Origin of the sequence: Streptomyces sp. NPDC096324 (genome assembly GCF_044763015.1) — a bacterium.
GTDB lineage: Bacteria > Actinomycetota > Actinomycetes > Streptomycetales > Streptomycetaceae > Streptomyces.
This window is the reverse complement of the sequence record NZ_JBIWFK010000011.1, coordinates 90569-110455: the sequence shown is the minus strand read 5'-3', so window position 1 is coordinate 110455 and position 19887 is coordinate 90569. Positions and strand designations below refer to the sequence as shown.

At 70.3% G+C, this 19887-nt stretch carries 16 protein-coding genes; 2 read left to right on the top strand and 14 right to left on the bottom strand.

The window, feature by feature from the left end; translation table 11 throughout:
• Positions 1–53: 53 nt before the first annotated feature.
• Positions 54–917, bottom strand: coding sequence for an ABC transporter permease (locus tag ACIQ7M_RS29000; RefSeq protein ID WP_403649907.1), 864 nt, complete (start codon positions 915–917; stop codon positions 54–56).
• On the bottom strand, positions 907–1722 hold the full coding sequence (locus tag ACIQ7M_RS28995; RefSeq protein ID WP_403649904.1) for an ABC transporter ATP-binding protein: 816 nt from the start codon (positions 1720–1722) through the stop codon (positions 907–909). Before ACIQ7M_RS28995 ends, ACIQ7M_RS29000 begins: the two co-directional genes overlap by 11 nt.
• 161 nt (positions 1723–1883) lie before the next feature.
• On the opposite strand from ACIQ7M_RS28995, the gene ACIQ7M_RS28990 reads away from it, so the two are divergent.
• Positions 1884–2576 (top strand): response regulator, encoded by a 693-nt coding sequence (locus ACIQ7M_RS28990; protein WP_403649901.1) that lies wholly within the window; start codon positions 1884–1886, stop codon positions 2574–2576.
• A 73-nt stretch (positions 2577–2649) separates the two neighbouring features.
• Here ACIQ7M_RS28990 and ACIQ7M_RS28985 read toward each other — a convergent pair whose 3' ends face one another.
• The 6 genes from ACIQ7M_RS28985 to ACIQ7M_RS28960 all read right to left on the bottom strand — a co-directional run bounded on the left by ACIQ7M_RS28985 (position 2650) and on the right by ACIQ7M_RS28960 (position 9871).
• Positions 2650–4242, bottom strand: coding sequence for a cation acetate symporter (locus tag ACIQ7M_RS28985; protein ID WP_355766228.1), 1593 nt, complete (start codon positions 4240–4242; stop codon positions 2650–2652).
• Positions 4239–4727, bottom strand: coding sequence for a DUF485 domain-containing protein (locus ACIQ7M_RS28980; RefSeq protein WP_403649898.1), 489 nt, complete (start codon positions 4725–4727; stop codon positions 4239–4241). The genes ACIQ7M_RS28985 and ACIQ7M_RS28980 overlap by 4 nt, the downstream gene beginning before the upstream one ends.
• Before the next feature lie 105 nt (positions 4728–4832).
• Positions 4833–5519, bottom strand: coding sequence for a response regulator (locus ACIQ7M_RS28975; RefSeq protein WP_403649895.1), 687 nt, complete (start codon positions 5517–5519; stop codon positions 4833–4835).
• Entirely contained in the window at positions 5516–6667 is a 1152-nt protein-coding gene (locus ACIQ7M_RS28970; protein ID WP_403649892.1) for a sensor histidine kinase, read from the bottom strand. Before ACIQ7M_RS28970 ends, ACIQ7M_RS28975 begins: the two co-directional genes overlap by 4 nt.
• A complete protein-coding gene (locus ACIQ7M_RS28965; RefSeq protein WP_403649889.1) occupies positions 6664–7203 on the bottom strand; it encodes a DUF1453 domain-containing protein in 540 nt (179 codons plus the stop codon). The genes ACIQ7M_RS28970 and ACIQ7M_RS28965 overlap by 4 nt, the downstream gene beginning before the upstream one ends.
• A 544-nt stretch (positions 7204–7747) precedes the next feature.
• The gene (locus ACIQ7M_RS28960; protein WP_403649886.1) at positions 7748–9871 is read right to left on the bottom strand and encodes a type IIA DNA topoisomerase subunit B; all 2124 of its coding nucleotides are present in this window, start codon (positions 9869–9871) and stop codon (positions 7748–7750) included.
• 441 nt (positions 9872–10312) lie between these two features.
• On the opposite strand from ACIQ7M_RS28960, the gene ACIQ7M_RS28955 reads away from it, so the two are divergent.
• Positions 10313–10543: a hypothetical protein gene (locus tag ACIQ7M_RS28955; protein WP_121406526.1), complete on the top strand. Its 231-nt coding sequence runs from the start codon at positions 10313–10315 to the stop codon at positions 10541–10543.
• Between the two features lie 108 nt (positions 10544–10651).
• On the opposite strand, the gene ACIQ7M_RS28950 is transcribed toward ACIQ7M_RS28955, so the two are convergent.
• The 6 genes from ACIQ7M_RS28950 to ACIQ7M_RS28925 all read right to left on the bottom strand — a co-directional run bounded on the left by ACIQ7M_RS28950 (position 10652) and on the right by ACIQ7M_RS28925 (position 19517).
• Positions 10652–11470, bottom strand: a complete 819-nt coding sequence (locus tag ACIQ7M_RS28950) for a serine protease (RefSeq protein WP_403649883.1) — start codon at positions 11468–11470, stop codon at positions 10652–10654.
• Between the two features lie 132 nt (positions 11471–11602).
• Entirely contained in the window at positions 11603–13138 is a 1536-nt protein-coding gene (locus ACIQ7M_RS28945; RefSeq protein WP_403649880.1) for an RNA polymerase sigma factor, read from the bottom strand.
• A 409-nt stretch (positions 13139–13547) separates the two neighbouring features.
• A complete protein-coding gene (locus ACIQ7M_RS28940) occupies positions 13548–14435 on the bottom strand; it encodes a FadR/GntR family transcriptional regulator (RefSeq protein ID WP_386983694.1) in 888 nt (295 codons plus the stop codon).
• Positions 14436–14597: 162 nt separating this feature from the next.
• On the bottom strand, positions 14598–16379 hold the full coding sequence (locus ACIQ7M_RS28935; RefSeq protein WP_403649876.1) for an ATP-binding cassette domain-containing protein: 1782 nt from the start codon (positions 16377–16379) through the stop codon (positions 14598–14600).
• Between the two features lie 123 nt (positions 16380–16502).
• The gene (locus ACIQ7M_RS28930; RefSeq protein WP_355763160.1) at positions 16503–17261 is read right to left on the bottom strand and encodes an NUDIX hydrolase; all 759 of its coding nucleotides are present in this window, start codon (positions 17259–17261) and stop codon (positions 16503–16505) included.
• Between the two features lie 126 nt (positions 17262–17387).
• Positions 17388–19517, bottom strand: coding sequence for a glycogen debranching N-terminal domain-containing protein (locus ACIQ7M_RS28925; protein WP_403650191.1), 2130 nt, complete (start codon positions 19515–19517; stop codon positions 17388–17390).
• Between the last annotated feature and the right edge of the window lie 370 nt (positions 19518–19887).

Below are 19887 nucleotides of genomic sequence, written 5' to 3'. Positions count from 1 at the left end.
GGCGGACCCGTATGTGCGACAGGGAGAGGTCGTGCGTTCTTGCGGGCGCGGGGTCAGCGGTCGGATTCCGACGGCTTCCAGCGGAAGATGCGGCGTTCGCCGAATGTCAGCAGTCCTTCGGCGAGCAGGGCGACGACGGCGAGGATGACCATCGCCGCGTACACCCCTGCCGCGTTGAAGGTGCCCTGCGACTGTGCGACGAGCAGCCCGATGCCCTTGGTGGCGCCGATGTACTCGCCGACGATCGCGCCGATGAGGGCGAACCCGAAGCTGACATGAAGACTCGTGAAGATCCACGAGGTGGCGGACGGTATGACGACCTGCAGTGTCACCCTGCGGTCGCTCGCGCCGAGGATCCGGGCGTTGGCCACCAGGTTCCGGTCGACCTCCCGGGCGCCCTGGAAGGCGTTGAAGAACACCGGGAAGAAGACGAGCACCACGGCCGAGGCGACCTTGGACGCCGGTCCGAGCCCGAACCAGATCACGAAGATCGGTGCGAGGACGATCCTCGGTATGGAGTTGAGCACCTTGATGTACGGACCAAGGATGTCTGCGAGCAAGGTGACACGCCCGAGCGCTATTCCGAAGAGCACACCGGCGACGACACCGATGACCCAGCCGAGCAGCGCCTCGTGAAGCGTGTACCAGATCTGCTCGCCCAGTGGACCGAGCGCGGTCCCGTGCATCACCCAGGTCTGGATCTGTTCCCAGATCTTCGACGGCATGGAGAAATTGAACGGGTCGATGACCTTGGCTCGAGAGAGCACCTCCCACAGGCCGAGCACGGCGACCAGGAGCAGCACCCGGGCTACCGCCACCACGACCTTGCGTCTGCGGGCGGCACGGGCGCGGGAGTGCTCGCGGCCCGGGGTCCTGGCCGTGTCGACGACCTGAGCGCTGAGAACCTCAGGCGACATTGGCGGCGCCCCTTTCGCGGGTGATGCGGACCTCTTCGCCGAGGGACTCCCAGATCTCGCGGTAGATCTCGATGAACCGCGGCTCCAGGCGCACCGATTCGACCTTGCGCGGCCGTGGCAGATCGATGTCGAAGACCTGCTTCACGGTGGCGGGCCCCGCGGTCATCACGACGACCTTGTCGGCGAGCGCGATCGACTCCTCCAGGTCGTGGGTGACGAAGACGACCGAAGCACCCGTGCCTTCCCACAGTTCGAGCAGTTCGTCGGACATCAGCGCCCTGGTCTGCACGTCGAGCGCGGAGAAGGGCTCGTCCATCAGCAGGATCTCGGGGTCGTTGACGAAGGTGGCGGCGAGGGCGACACGCTTGCGCTGACCACCGGAGAGCTGGTGCGGATACCGGTCCTCGAAGGCCGCGAGCCCGACCCTGGCGAGCCAATCCCGGGCCCGTTCCTTCGCCTCGGCCTTGGGCACGCCACGGAACCGGGGTCCGGCCATCACGTTGGACAGCACCGTGCGCCAGGGAAAAGTGGCGTCCTGCTGGAAGACGAAGCCGACCTTGTCCCCGACGCCGGCGACGGGCTCCCCGGCGACCAGGACATCGCCCTCGGTGGGCTCCTCAAGACCGCTGACCAGGGTCAGCGTGGTGGACTTCCCGCAGCCGGTCGGTCCGACGACGGCCACGAACTCGCCCCGGCCGACGGTCAGGTCCAGGTCCCTGACGGCCGTGTGCAAACCCCCCGACGGGGTCTTGAAGATCTTGCTCGCGCCCCGCAGCTCGATGGCGGGGCCGGTGTCTGTGCTCATGGCCCGGACCGTAGATGTGGGGCGGGCCACACCATCAGTCTTCTGGGCGCAAGCCGTTCTTCTGCTCGCAAGGGTCTGTTGTGCTCATTTTGCTCGCGCTACAACAGCGGAGCCGAAACACGGGCGCAACACACGCCCAGGCCTTGAGAGAAAGAGGCCCGATGATTGACGTCCTGGTCGTGGACGACGATTTCCGCGTCGCCGAGATCAACGCGAAGTACGTGAGCAGGGTTCCCGGATTCCAGGTGGCCGCCCGCGCGCACAGTGCCGCCCAGGCTCTGGCCGCGATCGAGCGCACTCCCGTCGATCTGGTGCTGCTCGACCACTACCTGCCCGACCGGACGGGACTCGAACTCGTCCACCGGATGCGGGAGAACCGTCACGGCACCGACGTCATCATGATCACCGCGGCCGCCGATGTCGCCACCGTACGGGCGGCGATGCGTCTGGGTGCTCTGCACTACCTGATCAAACCGTTCACGTTCACCGCCCTGCGCACACGCCTCGACTCCTACGCCGCCCTGCGCCGTACCGTCGACCGGGTGGGCGGCCACGGCGTGACGGGCCAGGAGCAGGTCGACCGGATCTTCGGTGCCCTGCGCACCGCCCCCACGCCGTCCTCCCCCGGGCTCCCCAGCGGTCACTCGGAGCCGACCACGGACCTGATCTGCGATGTACTGCACCAGGCGAACCAGCCGCTGTCGGCCCACGAGGTGGCCTCCGAGACCGGCCTGAGCCGATCCACCGCCCAGCGCTATCTGCGGCACCTGGAACAAGCGGGACGGCTCCGTCTCTCCCTCAGATACGGCGACACAGGACGCCCGGAACACCGCTACGCCTGGGTGGCGCCCTGAGCCGGCACTCCTGCGGCAACGGGCTGCCGGAGTCATGCCACCTCAGGGCGGTCGTACGCGATCCTGGCGGCCGTCAGACGGCCCCGGCGCCCGTGAGCGCACGGACCTCGATCTCGGCGTGCTTGGCCTCGTCCGACGGTTCCGCCGAGGTGACGGTGCCGAGCCAGCCGGCGACGAAGCCCAGGGGGACGGAGACGAGGCCCGGGTTCTGCAGTGGGAAGTACTGGAAGTCCACACCCGGGAAGAACGATTCGGGGCTGCCCGACACCACCGGCGACAGCAGCACGAGCAACAGCGCGGGCACCAGCCCGCCGTATACGGCCCACACGGCACCGCGCGTCGTGAAGGACCGCCAGAACAGGGAGTACAGCAGCACCGGCAGGTTCGCCGAGGCGGCGACGGCGAAGGCGAGCCCGACCAGGAAGGCCACGTTGAGATCCCGGGCGAGGAGGCTCAGGGCGATGCCGACCACACCGATGCCGACCGACGCGGCGCGCGCCACCGTCACCTCGCCGCGCGGCTTCGCGCGGCGGCGGCGCAACGAGCCGTACAGGTCGTGGGCCACGGCCGCCGAGGACGCGAGGGTGACTCCGGCGACGACCGCGAGAATGGTGGCGAAGGCGATGGCGGCGACGATCGCGAACAGGACTGTTCCGCCGGCGGAGTCGGCCCCGCCGCCCAGGTCCAGGGCCAGCAGCGGAACGGCGGTGTTGCCCGCGGCGTTCGATCCGCGCACCGCCTCGGGACCGACGACGGCTGCCGCGCCGAAGCCCAGCACGATCGTCATCAGGTAGAAGCCGCCGATGAGCCCGATCGCCCACAGCACCGAGCGCCGGGCGGCTCGCGCGGTCGGCACGGTGTAGAAGCGCGACAGGATGTGCGGCAACCCGGCGGTGCCGAGCACGAGTGCGAGCCCGAGGCTCATGAAGTCGAAGCGTGCCGTCCAGTCGCCGCCGTACTTCAGCCCGGGGGCGAGAAAGTCCTTGCCGTGGCCGCTGCGCCGCGCGGCCGCACGCAGCAGTTCGTTGATGTCCCCGTGGAATCGCATCAGGACCAGCACGGTGAGAGCGATGGCCCCGCCGATCAGCAGAACCGCCTTGACGATCTGGATCCAGGTGGTCGCCCGCATCCCTCCCATCGACACGTAGATCACCATGAGCGCGCCGACACCGATCACCGTCCAGTTGCGCGCCGCGTCGCTCGTGCCGCCCAGCAGCAGCGAGACCAGGCTCCCCGCGCCCACCATCTGCGCCACCAGATACAGAACGGACACCACGACCGAGGACGTTCCGGCCGCGATCCGCACCGGCCGCTCGTCCATCCGGGCCGCTACGACGTCGGCGAGCGTGAACCGCCCGCAGTTGCGCACCAGTTCGGCGACGAAGAACAGAACGACCAGCCAGGCCACCAGGAATCCCACGGCGTACAGCAGACCGTCGTAGCCGTACAGGGAGATGAGTCCCGTGATACCGAGGAAGGAAGCCGCCGACATGTAGTCACCGGAGAGGGCAAAACCATTTTCCATCGGCGAGAACAATCGCCCGCCCGCGTAGAACTCCTCGGCCGAACCGTGCCTGTTACGGCTCACCCATGTCGTGATCGCCAGCGTCACCGCGACAAACGCGCTGAACAGCAGGAGCGCCAGGGTCTGATGGTGGCCGCTCACCGCTCACCACCCCTGGCGTTCCGCGTCATCTCCTGGGTGTCCCAGCGCAGTTCGAGCGCGGCCCGGTCCCGGCGGAGCCGAGCGTGCCGTGCGTACGCCCAGGCGAGCAGGAACGTCGTGAGGAACTGCCCGAGTCCCGCGAGCAGTGCCACGTTCACGGCTCCGACGACGGGACGCGCCATGAACCCCGGCGCGGTGGTCGCGGCCACCACATACCCCACGTACCAGGGGAAGAAGACGGCGACGGCCGGAATCACGAACCTGCGGTACCGGCCGCGCACCTCCTGGAAGGCGGCGCTGCGCTGCACCTCGATGTAGACGCGGGCGGCGTCGCCCGTGCGTCCTTCGTGCTCCGAGCGGGCGGCCGGCACGGCGGGAGCGAGCGCACCCGTGCCGTCCAACTCGCCCCAGCCGGAAGCGAGCGCGTCGTACCAGGGGTCGTCGAACCGGACCTCCCCCGTGTCGCCGCCGTCGTGCTTGTCCACCGAACTCTCCTTGTCCGCGACCCGTTGCTGCCGCGTGCCCAAGGATGTGCAGATCGGAGGGCTCCCTGACCCCTGTCTCCGCGCTCTTCACCCCATTAGGTGACTTCATCCCGCGGGCGGCCGCACGAGACCTTTCCCATAGGCGTAACGGACTGCTTGAGCACGGTCCTTGAGACCCGCTTTGGCGAAGAGATTGTTGATGTGGGTCTTCACGGTGGCCGTGGACACATGGAGCTTGCGGGCGATCTCGTGGTTGCTGAGGCCCTCGGCGATCAGCAGGAGAACCTCCGTCTCGCGCGAGGTGAGCCCGTCGGGGGCCTCCAGGGGCGGGCCGGGCTCCGGTTCCGGGGCCGACAGCCGCTCCAGCAGCCGTCGCTGGATACTCGGCGAGAGCCCCGCGTCCCCGGAAAGCACGCTCTGCACGGCCCGCACGATCTCGTCACCTCCCGCGTCCTTGGTCAGATAGCCCCGGGCCCCGGCACGCAGCGCGGGGAACAGCGACTCGTCGTCCGCGAACGTCGTGAGTACGACGACCTGGGTCCCGGGATGCTCGGCACGAATGCGCCGGGTCGCCTCGACCCCGTCACAGCGGGGCATGCGCAGATCCATCAGCACGACGTCCGGGGCGAGTTCGGCCACCAGCTCCACCGCCTCGGCCCCGTCACCGGCCGCTCCGACGACCTCGATCCCGGGCAGCAGTCCCAGCAGCATCACAATGCCCTCGCGCACGACGGTCTGATCGTCCGCGACCACGACCCGCGCCGGTCCCTTGCGCTCCTCCCGCTCGGTCATACGGGCACCTTCAACGTCACCACGAACCCCTCCTCGCCCGGTCCGGCATCCAGCGAGCCGCCGAGCAGCTCCGCGCGCTCCCGCATGCCCAGCAGACCGTACCCGGCTCCCGAACCGCCGAGTTCACCCGGTTTTCCACCCGAATCCCGTACGTCCAGCGTCACTTCGTGCTCGCCATAGTCCAGCCGGATGTGTACCGCGGCCCCCGGAGCGTGCTTGCGCACGTTCGTCAGCGCCTCCTGCGCGACGCGGCGCACCGCCTGGGACGCCTCCGCCGGCAGCGGCTGACGCTCGCCGGTCACGGTGACACCGGCGCGGTCGGCGGCGGCCACGAGTTCGCCGAGGAAGTCCTCCAGCGGAGTCATCTCACCCCGAAGTGCGGAGAGTGCCTGCCGGGTCTCCGAGAGCCCCTCACGGGCCATTCCCCGTGCCGCCACGACCCGTTCGAGAATGACCTCCCGGTCCGCTCCTCTCTCGATGAGCAGCCGTGCCGCCTCCAGATGCACGAGCTGCGCCGACAGACTGTGGGCCAGGACGTCGTGGATCTCCCTGGCTATCCGCGCCCGCTCCGCCAGGGCCGCCGACTCCGCCTCGGCCGCGCGAGCAGCGCGCTCCTGCGCCAGCAGCCGCTGAGCGCCGGCCCGCGCTTCCGCGTCGAGGCGCAGCACGTATCCGGCGAGCGCCAGTCCCGCGGTCGTGGCCGCGGTGGTCAGCCAGGCGTCGTCGTCGAACGCCGCGTAGACACTCAGCGCGACCGCTGTGGCCGGCAGGGCCGCCACGAGGGGCAGCCTTTCGATGGCGGCGACGCCACACCCGCACAGCAGGACGAGCGCCGGGACCCGGAAGCCCGCTTGGTGCCCCACGGACGCGACCGCCAGCAGCAGGGCGAACAGCGCCAGGGACGGCAGCAGGCGATGCTCCAGGGTGGTCCGCCAGAAGCCCCAGGCGAGGACCCCGCACGCGACAATCCCCGCGATGCCCCCGGCGAGCTCCCAACCGCCGAGTTCCGGGTTCGTCAGTGTCGTGGCGACGAGGGTGGCGAGGACGACGGCACGCGTGACCAGGGCGAGCACACGGCGGGCCTTGTGCACACCCACGCGCGCGAGTGCCTCACGAGAGGGCCAGCGCATCCAGGCGTTGTCCGTCACAGGCGCTCCTTCCGCAGGGCGCGGCCGACACCGTCACCGTACGCCGGGCTCTGTCCCCGGCTCTGTCCCGTCACCGCCGGCTGCAGGGCCTGTGCCCGCCAGGTCAGCAGCCCGGAGCGGACCAGCAGGGTGACCGCGAGACCGAGCATCAGGGCCGAGGAGGTCTGGTGTACGCCGACCAGGGTCCCTATGCCGAACAGTCCCAGTCGCAGGCAGATACCCGCGGCCCAGACGGCTGCGGCGGCCTTGGTGCTCCTGCTCCACACGGCGCCGTCCGGCTCCACCCACATCCGTGTCGTCCACGCCCATCCGGCTCCGATGGCCACCGCCGTCACCAGTTCCGTGCCGAGCAGGAGGGACGCCACTATCTGGTGGTGCGGGTCGATCACGCCGGGCTCGCGCAGTGCCATGACGGCTAGAACGGCGGGCACGATCCACCAGCGGCGATCCGAGCCGATTCGGCGTGCGCCGAACTGGCGCGCGATCACCGCTGCGGCGATCGCGAGGATCAGCACGGTGTTCATGAGCCCGGACATGCGCGGCCTCCGTGAGCGAGAAGCGGGTGTCCGCAGCGAGCGCTGCCGACCCCATCGACGCTACGGACCTCGCGGCTTTGGGAGATCGGCGCCGGGGTGGACCCTGGGTGGATCCCTCGGCCCCCATCTCTCCACCCACGGGTGGACCCACGACCCAGACGCCTGGCCCACCATGCGGCCTGAGCCCTGTGAGCCCTGGTACAGGGGCCCACAGGCTTGTTTCGCCCCCTCCGCCCCTACCCATCCCGTACCTGGGGCTCCGCCCCAGACCCCGCTCCTCAAACGCCGGAGGGGCTGAAACTTGCCCGGCACCAGGAAAGGGGCCCGCAGGGAGACCGCCGGAGAACTGGACTCTCCCGGCCGGGGCTGTAACCGTTTGGATCCCGCACCCGCAGCCGGAATCCGACGCGAGGGGACGTGCCGGTACATCGATGCCCGTCGCCACCGACGGTCACCTCTCCGTCCAACGGCGACGGGCTGATGCACCGGCACGGCCCCGACCCACCCACCGGACCGACACCGCACCCGGTGACCCCCCGGAGGGCTACGCGTCGATGCGTGACCGGTCCAACGTCGCCGCCGAGCTGGAGATGAACTCCTTGCGCGGTGCCACATCGTTCCCCATCAGCAGGTCGAACACCTGCTCGGACGCCTCCAGGTCGGAGATGTTGATCCGGCGCAGCGTCCGGAACCGCGGATCCATCGTCGTCTCGGCGAGCTGATCGGCGTCCATCTCACCGAGACCCTTGTACCGCTGGATCGAGTCCTTGTAGCGCACACCCTTGCGCTGCAGCTCCAGAACCGTCTCCCGCAGCTCACGGTCCGAGTACGTGTACACGTACTTGTCCTGGCCCTTCTTGGGCTGGCTGAGCTCGATCCGGTGCAGCGGCGGGACCGCGGCGAACACCCGGCCCGCCTCGACCATGGGCCGCATGTAGCGCTGGAAGAGCGTCAGCAGCAGGATCCGGATGTGCGCGCCGTCGACGTCGGCGTCGACGAGGAGAATGATCTTCCCGTAGCGCGCGGCGTCGATGTCGAAGGTCCGCCCGGAGCCGGCTCCTATGACCTGGATGATCGCACCGCACTCGGCGTTCTTCAGCATGTCCGTGACAGACGCCTTCTGAACGTTGAGGATCTTGCCCCGGATCGGCAGCAGCGCCTGGAACTCGGAGTTCCGGGCCAGCTTCGCCGTACCCAGCGCGGAGTCGCCCTCGACGATGAAGAGCTCGCTGCGCTCGACGTCGTCGCTGCGGCAGTCGGCGAGCTTGGCGGGCAGCGAGGAGGACTCCAGAGCCGTCTTGCGGCGCTGCGCGTCCTTGTGCTGACGGGCGGCGATCCTCGTGCGCGCGGCGGCGACGGCCTTCTCCATGACGACCCGCGCCTGCGCGGCCTCGTCCCGCTTGGTGGAGGTCAGGAACGCCTTGAGTTCCTTGGTCACCACGTTCGTCACGATGCGGCGGGCGGCCGAGGTGCCGAGGACCTCCTTCGTCTGCCCCTCGAACTGGGGCTCGGCGAGACGCACGGTGACGACGGCCGTGAGGCCCTCCAGCGCGTCGTCCTTGACGATGTCGTCCTCGGCGACGCGCAGCAGCTTCTTTGACCGCAGGACCTCGTTCATCGTCCTGGCGACGGCCTGCTCATAGCCGGCGACGTGGGTGCCGCCCTTGGGCGTGGCGATGATGTTCACGAACGACTTCAGGGTCGTGTCGTAACCGGTGCCCCAGCGCATGGCGACGTCTACGGCCAGCTCACGGGTGACCTCGGTCGGCGTCATCTGGCCGTGCTCGTCGAGGACCGGAACGGTCTCCTTGAAGGTCCCCTGCCCGTTGAAGCGGAGGACGTCGCAGACCGGCTTGTCGGAGGCCAGGAACTCGCAGAACTCGCTGATTCCACCGTCGAAGCGGAAGGATTCCTCGCCCTTGCTGCCCCCCTCGCCGAGCCCGAACTCGTCACGGACGACGATGGTCAGGCCCGGCACCAGGAAGGCGGTCTGGCGAGCACGCTGGTGGAGGTGCTCCAGGGAGAGCCGGGCGTCCTTGAGGAAGATCTGGCGGTCCGCCCAGTAGCGCACGCGGGTGCCGGTGCGGGTCTTCGGGATCCGCTTGAGCTTGCGCAGGCCGCCGCTCGCGTCGAAGGCGGCGTCCGGTCCGTCGGCCTTGAAGGCGCCCGGGGTGCCGCGACGGAAGCTCACCGCGTGGGTCTGGCCGTTGCGGTCCACCTCGACGTCCAGGCGGGCGGAGAGCGCGTTCACGACCGAGGCGCCCACGCCGTGCAGACCGCCGGAGGCCGCGTAGGAGCCGCCGCCGAACTTGCCGCCGGCGTGCAGCTTGGTCATGACGACCTCGACGCCGGAGAGGCCCGTCTTGGGCTCCACGTCGACCGGGATGCCGCGGCCGTTGTCGCGCACCTCGACCGAGCCGTCGTCGTGCAGGATGACGTCGATGTGGTCGCAGTACCCTCCGAGGGCCTCGTCCACGGAGTTGTCGATGATCTCCCAGAGGCAGTGCATCAGGCCGCGGCTGTCGGTCGACCCGATATACATGCCCGGGCGCTTCCGCACTGCCTCGAGCCCTTCAAGGACGAGCAGGTGCCGCGCTGTGTAGTTGGAGCCGTCCCGGTCTGCTCCGGTCAGCAGCGCTGTGGACGGCACGGACGTATCGGCGGTCACGCGGTTCGCTCCTCGCTGAATTTCATGGGAGACCCTTTTGGGTAAGGGCCCGGCTTCGGTCGCCGCTCAGAGGGTACCGAGGCCTGGTAGAGCCGTTGTAGCACCACCCTCGCATGAACTCACCCTAGTCCAGGATCGTATGAGTGTTCGATCCCTCGATGGAGTGAAGTACATATCACGTTCCCTTCGAGGCATGAACCATTTAGGCTCCGGGCACGTCCTCATGAACAACCGGCAATCCAGCCGGGAGGACCGACACCTGACAGACAGCGCGAACCCGTACAGACACAAAGACACGCAATACGGCTCATTCGCCGCCACCCGGCAGCAGACAGCCGCCTCGAAAGAAAATTTCGAGGAAAAGCCGCGAGCGGGAACGTTTTCGGCCTGGTTGGATGTTGACCCTGGTACGACAGCTCGTCGAGCTAGAGAAGAGGCGACGTGACTACTGTTCTGACCCCCGCGAGCCCGCTGACGGCCGCTGACCGCTGCGACCGTTGCGGCGCCCAGGCATATCTGCGCGTCGTCCTCCTGAGCGGCGGAGAACTGCTCTTCTGCGCCCACCACGGTCGCAAGTTCGAGCCGGAACTCAAGAAGATCGCCGCTGAGATACAGGACGAGACGGAGCGGCTGACGTCCGTTCCCGAGAGCGTCAACGACGAAGAACGCTGACCTTCGCATCAACGACGAGCGGGTACCGGCGACAGGCCGGTGAGTGGGCGGTCACACCCTGGACACAGGGAGTGGCCGCCCACACTCGTATCGCGACGTCGCCGGCTCTCAGCGGCCCGCCTTCAGCGCCTGGACGGCCTCTGAGACCCGCGTGTAGACCCCCGGGCTGTCCGGGCGCCCACAGCCGCTCCCCCAGGACACCAGGCCTATGAGACGGCCCTGGGCGACCAGCGGCCCGCCGCTGTCCCCCTGACAGGCGTCACGGCCGCCGGCGGGCTCTCCGGCGCAGACCATGGACGCGGCGTCGTACGTGCCGGACTCGTCTCCGGGATAGGCCCGCTCGCAGTCGGCGTCGGGAAGCACGTGCACATCCGCGGCGCGCAGGCTGCTCGCGTAGTCGCCGCCGCCCGTCAGATCACCCCAGCCGTAGACGGTGGCGGCGGTCCCCGGCTCGTACGCCGAGTCGCCCGAGGGGGCCATACGGATCACGGAGGCGGTCGGCAGCGGCTCGGCGAGGGTCAGCACGCCGAAGTCCCCGGCGTTCGTATCACTGTCGTAGTGCGGGTTGACCCAGATGTCGCGCACGGAGATCTCCTTGCCGTCGCGGGACATCAGGTCGCCCCGGCCCGCGATGACCTTCAGATCGCGGTCCTCACTTGGTGGCGCCCCCAGCACGTCGTCGCCGAGGCAGTGGGCCGCGGTCAGGACGGTGGTCGGTCCGACGACCACACCTCCGCAGAACTGTCCCGCGCGCGTACCCCCGAACCGGTCACGACTGGACAGTGCGACCGTCCACGGACTGTCGGAGATCCGGACCGGACGGCTTCCTATGACAACGCTGTCGGAGGACGCCAGGGCGGGGGTGGTCAGTGATATCACCGCTGTGGCGGCCGCAAGGGCCAACGTCGGGACGTAGGGACGGCGCATGCGCGCTCCTCACACTGGGAGGGTCGTGGAACACCCAGAGTGATCCAGTAGGCGAACGCACGCATTCCGCGCACACGGCGAGGGCCCGACCTCCAACAGGAGATCGGGCCCTCGTCGACGTGCGGCCGAGGCCTAGTCGAGGTAGTCGCGCAGCACCTGGGAACGCGACGGGTGACGCAGCTTCGACATGGTCTTGGACTCGATCTGGCGGATCCGCTCACGGGTCACGCCGTACACCTTGCCGATCTCGTCGAGGGTCTTCGGCTGACCGTCGGTGAGACCGAAGCGCATCGAGACGACGCCCGCCTCGCGCTCGGACAGGGTGTCGAGGACGGAGTGCAGCTGCTCCTGGAGGAGCGTGAAGCTGACCGCGTCGGCCGGGACGACGGCCTCGGAGTCCTCGATGAGGTCGCCGAACTCGCTGTCGCCGTCCTCACCCAGCGGGGTGTGCAGGGAGATGGGCTCACGGCCGTACTTCTGGACCTCGATGACCTTCTCGGGGGTCATGTCGAGTTCCTTGGCCAGCTCCTCCGGGGTGGGCTCACGGCCCAGGTCCTGGAGCATCTGGCGCTGGACGCGCGCGAGCTTGTTGATGACCTCGACCATGTGCACCGGGATACGGATGGTGCGGGCCTGGTCGGCCATGGCGCGGGTGATCGCCTGACGGATCCACCAGGTGGCGTACGTGGAGAACTTGTAGCCCTTGGTGTAGTCGAACTTCTCGACCGCGCGGATCAGACCGAGGTTGCCCTCCTGGATGAGGTCCAGGAAGAGCATGCCGCGACCGGTGTAACGCTTGGCCAGGGAGACCACCAGACGGAGGTTGGCCTCCAGGAGGTGGTTCTTGGCGCGGCGGCCGTCCTCGGCGATGATCTCGAGCTCACGCTTGAGCTTGGGGGCGAGCTTGTCTGCGTTGGCGAGCTTGTCCTCGGCGAACAGACCGGCCTCGATGCGCTTGGCGAGCTCGACCTCCTGCTCGGCGTTGAGCAGCGGGACCTTGCCGATCTGCTTGAGGTAGTCCTTGACCGGGTCGGCGGTGGCACCGGCGGCGGCCACCTGCTGCGCGGGCGCGTCGTCCTCGTCCTCGTCGGACAGGACGAAGCCCTGGGCGCCGTCCTCGGTGGGCTCGTCCGCACCGGGCTTGCCGGGGGTCTCCTCGGCCGTCTCCTCGTCGACGAGCTCGGCGTCGTCCTTCTTGGCGCTCGTCTTCTTGGCCGCCGTCTTCTTGGCGACCGTCTTCTTGGCGACGGCCTTCTTCGCCGTCGTCTTCTTGGCTGCGGCGGGCTTGCCTGCGGAGGCGTCCTCGACCGAATCGTCGGCGAGGGCAGCCGGAGCCGCGGTGGCGGTGGTCTTCTTGGCAGTCACCGTCTTGGCCGCCACGGTCTTGGTGGCGGTGCGCTTGGCCGGACTCTTCGCTGCGACGCTCTTTCGGGTGCGCTTGGGCTCCGCGGCACTGACCATCAGCGTCACACCCTCTTCCTCGAGGATCTGGTTGAGGCTGCGCAGTACGTTCTTCCACTGAGTGGCCGGAATCTGGTCAGCTTCGAAGGCCCGACGCACGTCATCGCCGGCGATCTGCCCCTCAGCCTTTCCCCGCTCGATGAGCGCCATGACAGAGACGGACTCGGCGATCTCCGGCGGGAGCGTACGGGATGTGCTGGCCGACACGAACAACCTCTCGGAACGTTGAAAAACGGCTTCCGGCCCCGTCCGCTGTGGACAGGAACCGACGACCGCCGACTGGGGATGGGCCGACGGCGCGGGCGGGGACCGGGAAGATGCACAGCGCCACACACGGCGTCTGTATTCCTTCCTCGGCTATCACCTCTTAGGTCATCGCGCTGCCCCGAAGAGCGTTACGCCCAATCTGCGTGGCCCGAGTCACACCCCGTATGTGCCCAAAAGATGACAGATCCTGTCAATCCAGGTTAGTTCATGATCCGCCACCCCGGTCGCACCGTCGGGACCTCACCTCATCCGGGAAGGATTTGGCGAGGTCCCGACGGGTGACGACTCCCGGGTCCGACGCCGCCACGGACGCGCACACGCTCCGGACCGCGTCACCCGCGCCGCGCGATCAGTGCTCGCGCGGCGCGGGCACGACACGCTCCACCTCGGGGTGGACGGTGAGGAGCTGCCGCATGGCCGTCTCGGCCGCCGCGCCGTCGGCCGCCGCGAGGGCGTCCACGATGCGCGCGTGGTGACCCAGCGAGGCCTCGTTCGGCCGGTCACAGCCGGTGACCGGGCTGCCGGAGACCTGGAGCGCCGCCGAGACGATCCCCGAGAGGTGCTCGAGCATCCTGTTGCCCGCGAGCTGGATGAGCAGCGAGTGGAACTCGGTGTCGGCCCGCGAGAAGGTCAGGGCGTCACCCTGCGCCATGGCGTGGCCCATGATCTCCACCATGTCGCCGAGCCGCTGCTGGACCTCCTCGCGCCCGTGTCCGGCCGCGAGGCGTGCGGCGAGCGGCTCGATCGTCCAGCGGAGCTCGCCCAGCTCGCGCCGCTGGTCGTCCCGCTGCGGACCGAAGGCCCGCCATTCGATGATGTCCGGGTCGAGGAGGTTCCAGTCGCTGACGGGACGCACGCGCGTGCCGACGTTCGGGCGGGCACTGACCAGCCCCTTGGCCTCCAGGACGCGGAGCGACTCGCGGACGACGGTCCGGGAGACCTCGAAGCGCTGGCCGATCTCCTCGGGCACGAGCGGGCGGTCCGCGCCGAGGTCTCCGGAGACGATCATCTGGCCGAGCTGCTGGACGAGCTGGCCGTGCAGTCCGCGTCCGCGGCTGCCGGCGGCGCGCCGGCCGACGCGGCCGAGCTCGGGCTCGGCGCTCTCCCACACAGGGGGGCCGACGCGGTCGGCACCGGAGGCGTCGGCGTAGGGGTAACGGTCGAGTTCGCCCGGTCCGGCGAGGCCGGAGTCTGAGGAACGGGCGGCGGTCATCATGGTCTGCGCAAGGGTACTCACGGGTCTGTTGTCGGCTCCGGCTCCAACTGCCTTGAGGTCTTTGGTGAAAAGCACACGAAAGGGTGATCGCTCACACCGTCGCAATTGACGCCTTATCGGAAAGAAATGGGCGTTCTTCGGGGAGTTGTGCGCACAGGGGAAACGGAAGGGTGCGGACGGTCGTCATCGGACCCGGCTCCGCAGGGTCGTGAGCAGATATGCGCAGAGCAGTGCGGTCAGCGACAACAGCAGTGCTCCGCCCACGGGTTGGGCGAGCACCCGCACGACGGCCACCAGGTAGCGCTCGCCGCCGAACGGCCACTGCATGAGGACCAGTTCCCGGAGCCGCTCCGGGAATCCGGCCGCCGACCGTACAGACGGCCCCTGGAAGGCCTTCTGTACGAGCGGTACGACGACGACCGGCACGGCGAGGACCGCCGCGAGCCCGGCGGCGGTGGACCGGAAGATGCCGGCCGCCAGCACGCCCGCCCACGCGCACCCCACCACCAGACCGAACCAACTCGCGCTCAGCGAGAGCCAGTCCGACGGAATTCCGGCGAGCTCCCGTCCGTAGACGAGGTAGAGCATTTCGAGGTCGCATCCCACGGTGAGGAACGCCAGCGTCAGCGCGGTGGCCGAGGCGACGAGGAGCTTGGCGGTCAGCAGTCCCAGCCGGCGCGGGACGGTGCCGCGGTCCGCGGCCAGGGCGGGGTGCCGGAACTCCTCGCCGAAGGCGACGGCGCCCAGCAGTCCGGCACCGAGCGCGGCGGGCGGGAGCGGGAGCTCCCGTGGCCACGCGGCCAGCAGGCGCGGCTGCGGCGTGTGGCCGATTCTGGCCAGCAGGACGGACAGGAGGGCGGAGGTGACGAGAACGGCGGCCGCCGTGACGTAGCCAGTACCGACGCCGGCCGCTCTGCGCAGTTCGTAGCGCAGGGGGCGCGACGGGCTCCGGGCCTGGCGTACGGCGATGGGGGGCGGAAGGGCGGAAGCGTCATCCGCGGCCGAGGTCTCGGTGAGGCGCGACTCGTCTGCGCGGCGCGGCTCGTCGGCAGGCTGCTCGCTCTCCTCCGACGGCGACGCAGCCCGCTTGGGCCCCATGTCACCCGTCTCATCAGCGAGTTGGTGTACGAGGATGCCGTGCCGGAAGGCCGTCTCGCCGACGTCGGCGCAGGTGCTTCCGTACACCGAGAGCCGATTGCCCTCCTCGCGCACGACTTCCACCGAGCGCCGTGCCGTTCGGGCTTCCTTGGTCAGGAGGGAGCCGAGCCGGGCGGCGTGCGGGCTGCGGACGGCGACCCGCGGCCGCAGCCGGGTGCGGGCGAACTCGGCGGCCTCCTGGTCGGCGACGAGGCGTCCCTGCTCCAGCGTGACGACCCGGTCGGCGGTCCGTGCGGCCTCCTTGGGGTCGTCCGTGGTGAACAGCACCGTGCCACCCTGGTTCGCGTGTGCGCGCAGCATCCCGTGCAGCCATCGGCCTTCTCTGACGGACAGTCCGCCCGCGGGGGCGTCGAGCACGAGGGTGTGGGGGTCGGGCAGGAGCGCGCAGGCCAGTCCGAGCCGGCGGTCCATGCCACGGGAGAGGGTGCCCAGGCTCTCGTCCCGCAGGCTGACGAGCCCGACCACTTCGAGGACTTCGTCGGCGCGGCGGGCGGGTACCCCGGCCGCGGCGCACAGCATGCGGAGCTGGCCCCGGACCGTGCGTGCCGGATGGCCCGGCACCTCGCCCAGGAGTACGCCGACCTCGCGGCAGGGATGGGCGATCCGGTGCAGGGGCCTTCCCCGGAAATAAGTGATTCCGCGGCCCTGTCGGAGTTCGAGCATGAGTCTCAGTGCCGTCGTCTTGCCCGCACCGGGGGCCCCGACGAGCGCGGTGACGTGGCCCGCCTGCGCCTCGAAGGACACGTCGTCGACGGCGGGCGGACGCGCCTTGCGGGTGTTGCTGGTCAGTCCGATGGCCTGGATCACCCAAAGCAAGATAGCGCGACATTTCGGATTTCCCGGGCGCCATGCGGCTCGCCTCCGAAGGGCCTCGCGGGTCCGGCGAGGGCGCCGAGACCCCGGCGCCCGGAACCGCGTTCGCGGTCTTCCTCAGACCTCGGGGCGCAGCATCGGCGGGTTGAGCAGCGTGGCGCCGCCCGCCCGGAACAACTGGGCGGGGCGGCCGCCCTGACGTGTGGTCGTGCCCCCGGTGGGCACGAGGAAGCCCGGCGTACCGGTCACCTTGCGGTGGAAGTTGCGCGGGTCGAGCGCCACGCCCCACACGGCCTCGTAGACACGGCGCAGCTCGCCGACGGTGAACTCCGTCGGGCAGAAGGCGGTCGCCAGCGACGAGTACTCGATCTTGGACCGGGCGCGCTCCACACCGTCCGAGAGGATCTGCGCGTGATCGAAGGCGAGGGGCGCCGCCTGCTCCCCGTCACGTCCGTACCCGCCCTGTTGCAGCAGTTCGTCGACCGGCGCCCAGCGTGCGCTGTTCGCGTCGCCGCCCGCGCGGGGAGCGGGCAGGTCGGGGGCGAGGGCGAGGTGCGCGACGCTCACCACCCGCATCCGGGGATCGCGCTTGGGGTCACCGTAGGTCGCGAGCTGCTCGAGGTGTGCGCCGTTGTCCTGCGCGGGCACCGAGGGGTCGTGGGCACACAGCCCCGTCTCCTCGGCCAGCTCGCGGGCCGCGGCCTGCGCCAGATCCTCGTCGGTCCGTACGAAACCGCCGGGCAGCGCCCATCGCCCCTGGAACGGCTGCTCGCCCCGCCGTACCGCCAGCGCGCACAGGGCATGGCGGCGCACGGTCAGCACGACCAGGTCCACGGTCACGGCGAAGGGCGGAAAGGCTGACGGGTCGTAGGGCATGCCGCGATCATAGTCGTCTTCCTGACGATAAACACCTCCTTCGGGAGCCCGGACCAAGGTTGATCGACTTCCGTCCCGTACGGCACCCAGCCGCCCAGGATCCGGTCGATGACGCGTCCCGCGGCGTCACACCCCCAACTGCAGTCCCTCTCCCGCTTCCTCGACCATGGCGAGCCCCAGTCTGCTGACGCGCACGGAGAAGGGAACCCCCGAGATCCGCAGGCCCGTCAGCACGATCTCCCCCAGGGGCGCGGCCCGGAACGGGCGCAGGGTCACCGCGCCCGCGGGCGCATCGGGGCGGATCCCGGCCAGGGAGCAGAGCAACAGCACCCCGGCGGCCGCCGAGGTGGCGGCGGGCCGGGAGGCGGCCGGGTGAGGAACCGGAGCGCTCCCCCGCGTGCGCTGCTCCCCCGCGTACATCTCGGGCACTCTGCCGCCGAAGGACTCGGCCGCCGCCAGTACGCCACGCAGGAGGGAGCCGGCCTCTTTCTCGTGGCCCGCGGCGGCGAGCCCCATGACGGCGACGGCCGTCTCGTGGACCCGCACCGCCCCGCTGCGATGACCGAACGGGTTGTACGCCGCCTCCTTCGCTCCGAGGCTGCGCAGCCCCCACCCCGAGTCCATGGCCGGCTCGCCGAGCAGCCGCGCGAGCTGTTCGGTCCGCGCCTTGTCGAGCAGACCGGGGGCGTGCTCACCCGCGCCCGACAGACCCGTGTCGAGGAGATGGGCGGCGCCCGAACCGAGCTGGGGCACGGGGCGCCCGTCCCTGGTACGAGCAGCGGCCGGCCGGCCACCGGCTCGGTCCTCGACCCAGAAGTCGTCGTGGAACGCCCCTCGCAGCGCCCGGGCCCACTGCCGCAGCCCCGTGCCGCCGGTCCGTCCGTGCGCGTCCAACAGATCGGCACCGAGCAGGGCGGCGCGATGCGCGTGTGCCTGCGTCTCGCAGCGGAACGGCCCGCCCGGCTGAGGGTCGGGCAGGTACGTGCCGTCGCCGATCGTGGTCCGCAGCCACTCCAGGCAACGCTCGGCCGCGGGCAGCAACTCCGCCACCTCCCGCTCGGCCAGCCCCCAGCGCCAGGCCTCGGCGAGAAGCACCGGGAAGAGCAGGGTGGCCTCGGTCGCCGTGCAGCCTGGCGGCAGGTGCGGCCCGCTGTCCCGGAGCGGTCCCGGGATCAGTCCGGCGTGCGGCCCCGGACCTGCGAGTTGGGTACGGGCGAGGGTGCGCAGCGTGCCCGCGGCGAGACGGGTGCCCAGCGGCAGGGTCATCCGGGCCGCGGCCAGTGCCTCGGCCGGCGCCAGCCCGCAGCGCCAGGGCGCTCCCGCCGCGAGGTGGGTGTCGGCCGGGTGCCGGGGGTCGCGCAGCAGCAGGGCTCGAAGGTCGTCGACGCAGGTGCTCAGGAGCGCTTCGACTCCGGACTCGTCGCTCACCACCCGGGCTTCGGCGAACGGGCTCGCCGCGCCCCGGCCCACCGCTCTGACCGGCCCCTGGCCGTCCGGTCTGACATGCAGTTCCACCGTGAGCGTGCCCCCTGGTGGCAGTTCGACCTCCCAGCGCAGCAGTCCCGCCGAAGCCAGGGCGTCGGTGGGCGGCGGATCGGCGGAGACGGTCACATGGCCCGTGGGGCAGGACCAGCGCAGACCGGCGCCGTGGACACTGGCGGGCAGCTCGGCTCCGGCCCGGCCCGAGGCGACGTCGCCCAGTTCCGCGAGGTCCGTCCCGAGGGCGACCTCGACGGGCACGCGCAGGACGCGAAGAGCCGCGCTGCGCAGGGTGATCCTTTCGACGCCGTCCGCCTGGCGGGTTCTTTCGACGATCACGTCCGGGTCCGGGCCGGTGTCGGGGCAGGCGCGCAGCGTCCCCAGGAAGTGGGCGCGGTCGGCCGCGAGCATCCGGGCCTGCATCGCCAGCGGCTCCCGGCCCGCGACCCGTACCAGGCAACGGGACAGAGTCCGTCGACCCGCCATGTAGAAGCCCTCGAGGCCACGGCCGGTGAGCTGTCCTTCCTGCGTCGAGATCACCAGTCCGGGAAGGGCGGCACAGATCAGTGTGGTGTGGGCCGGTGGCAGGTCCGTCGGCCGGCCCGGCACGGGAAGAGGCGTCCGGGGAGTCACGGTGACGCGCCCTGCCGGGAGGAACGGCTCAGCGGAGTCGCGGCCCGGTCGCGGGGCCGCCGGAGCGCCCCCGCGTCCGGCGGCCTGTGCGGGTTCGGGCCCGGACGGACGACCGCCGTCGGGCGCCGAGGACGGATGGGGCATGGACATGGGATGACTTCCTCCGCGCTCGATGCGCCGGGAGTGCGCTGGGCTCCGGGTGGGGGCTCCGCGGGTCGGGGGCGTTGCGGCGGCGCAATCCGGCCACGGATTCCGCCACTCAGGTGAACGGGCCAGCCCTGTCCCGGGTCACGCGTATGACCAGGAAGCCGACCGAATGGCGGCGGGCCGGCCACCAGTCGCACTGGTACCGGCACCGGCACCGGCACCGGCACCGGCCGGACGTTCGCCGACCGTGCGGGTGGTGGTGCTCCGGCTGGTCGGGAGCCGAGCCCTCCGACAAGGGCAGGACCGGGTTGCGGCCAACCCCCGGGGCGCGGGGACTCCCGACCCGCCCGGGCCGAGAAGACCGGCC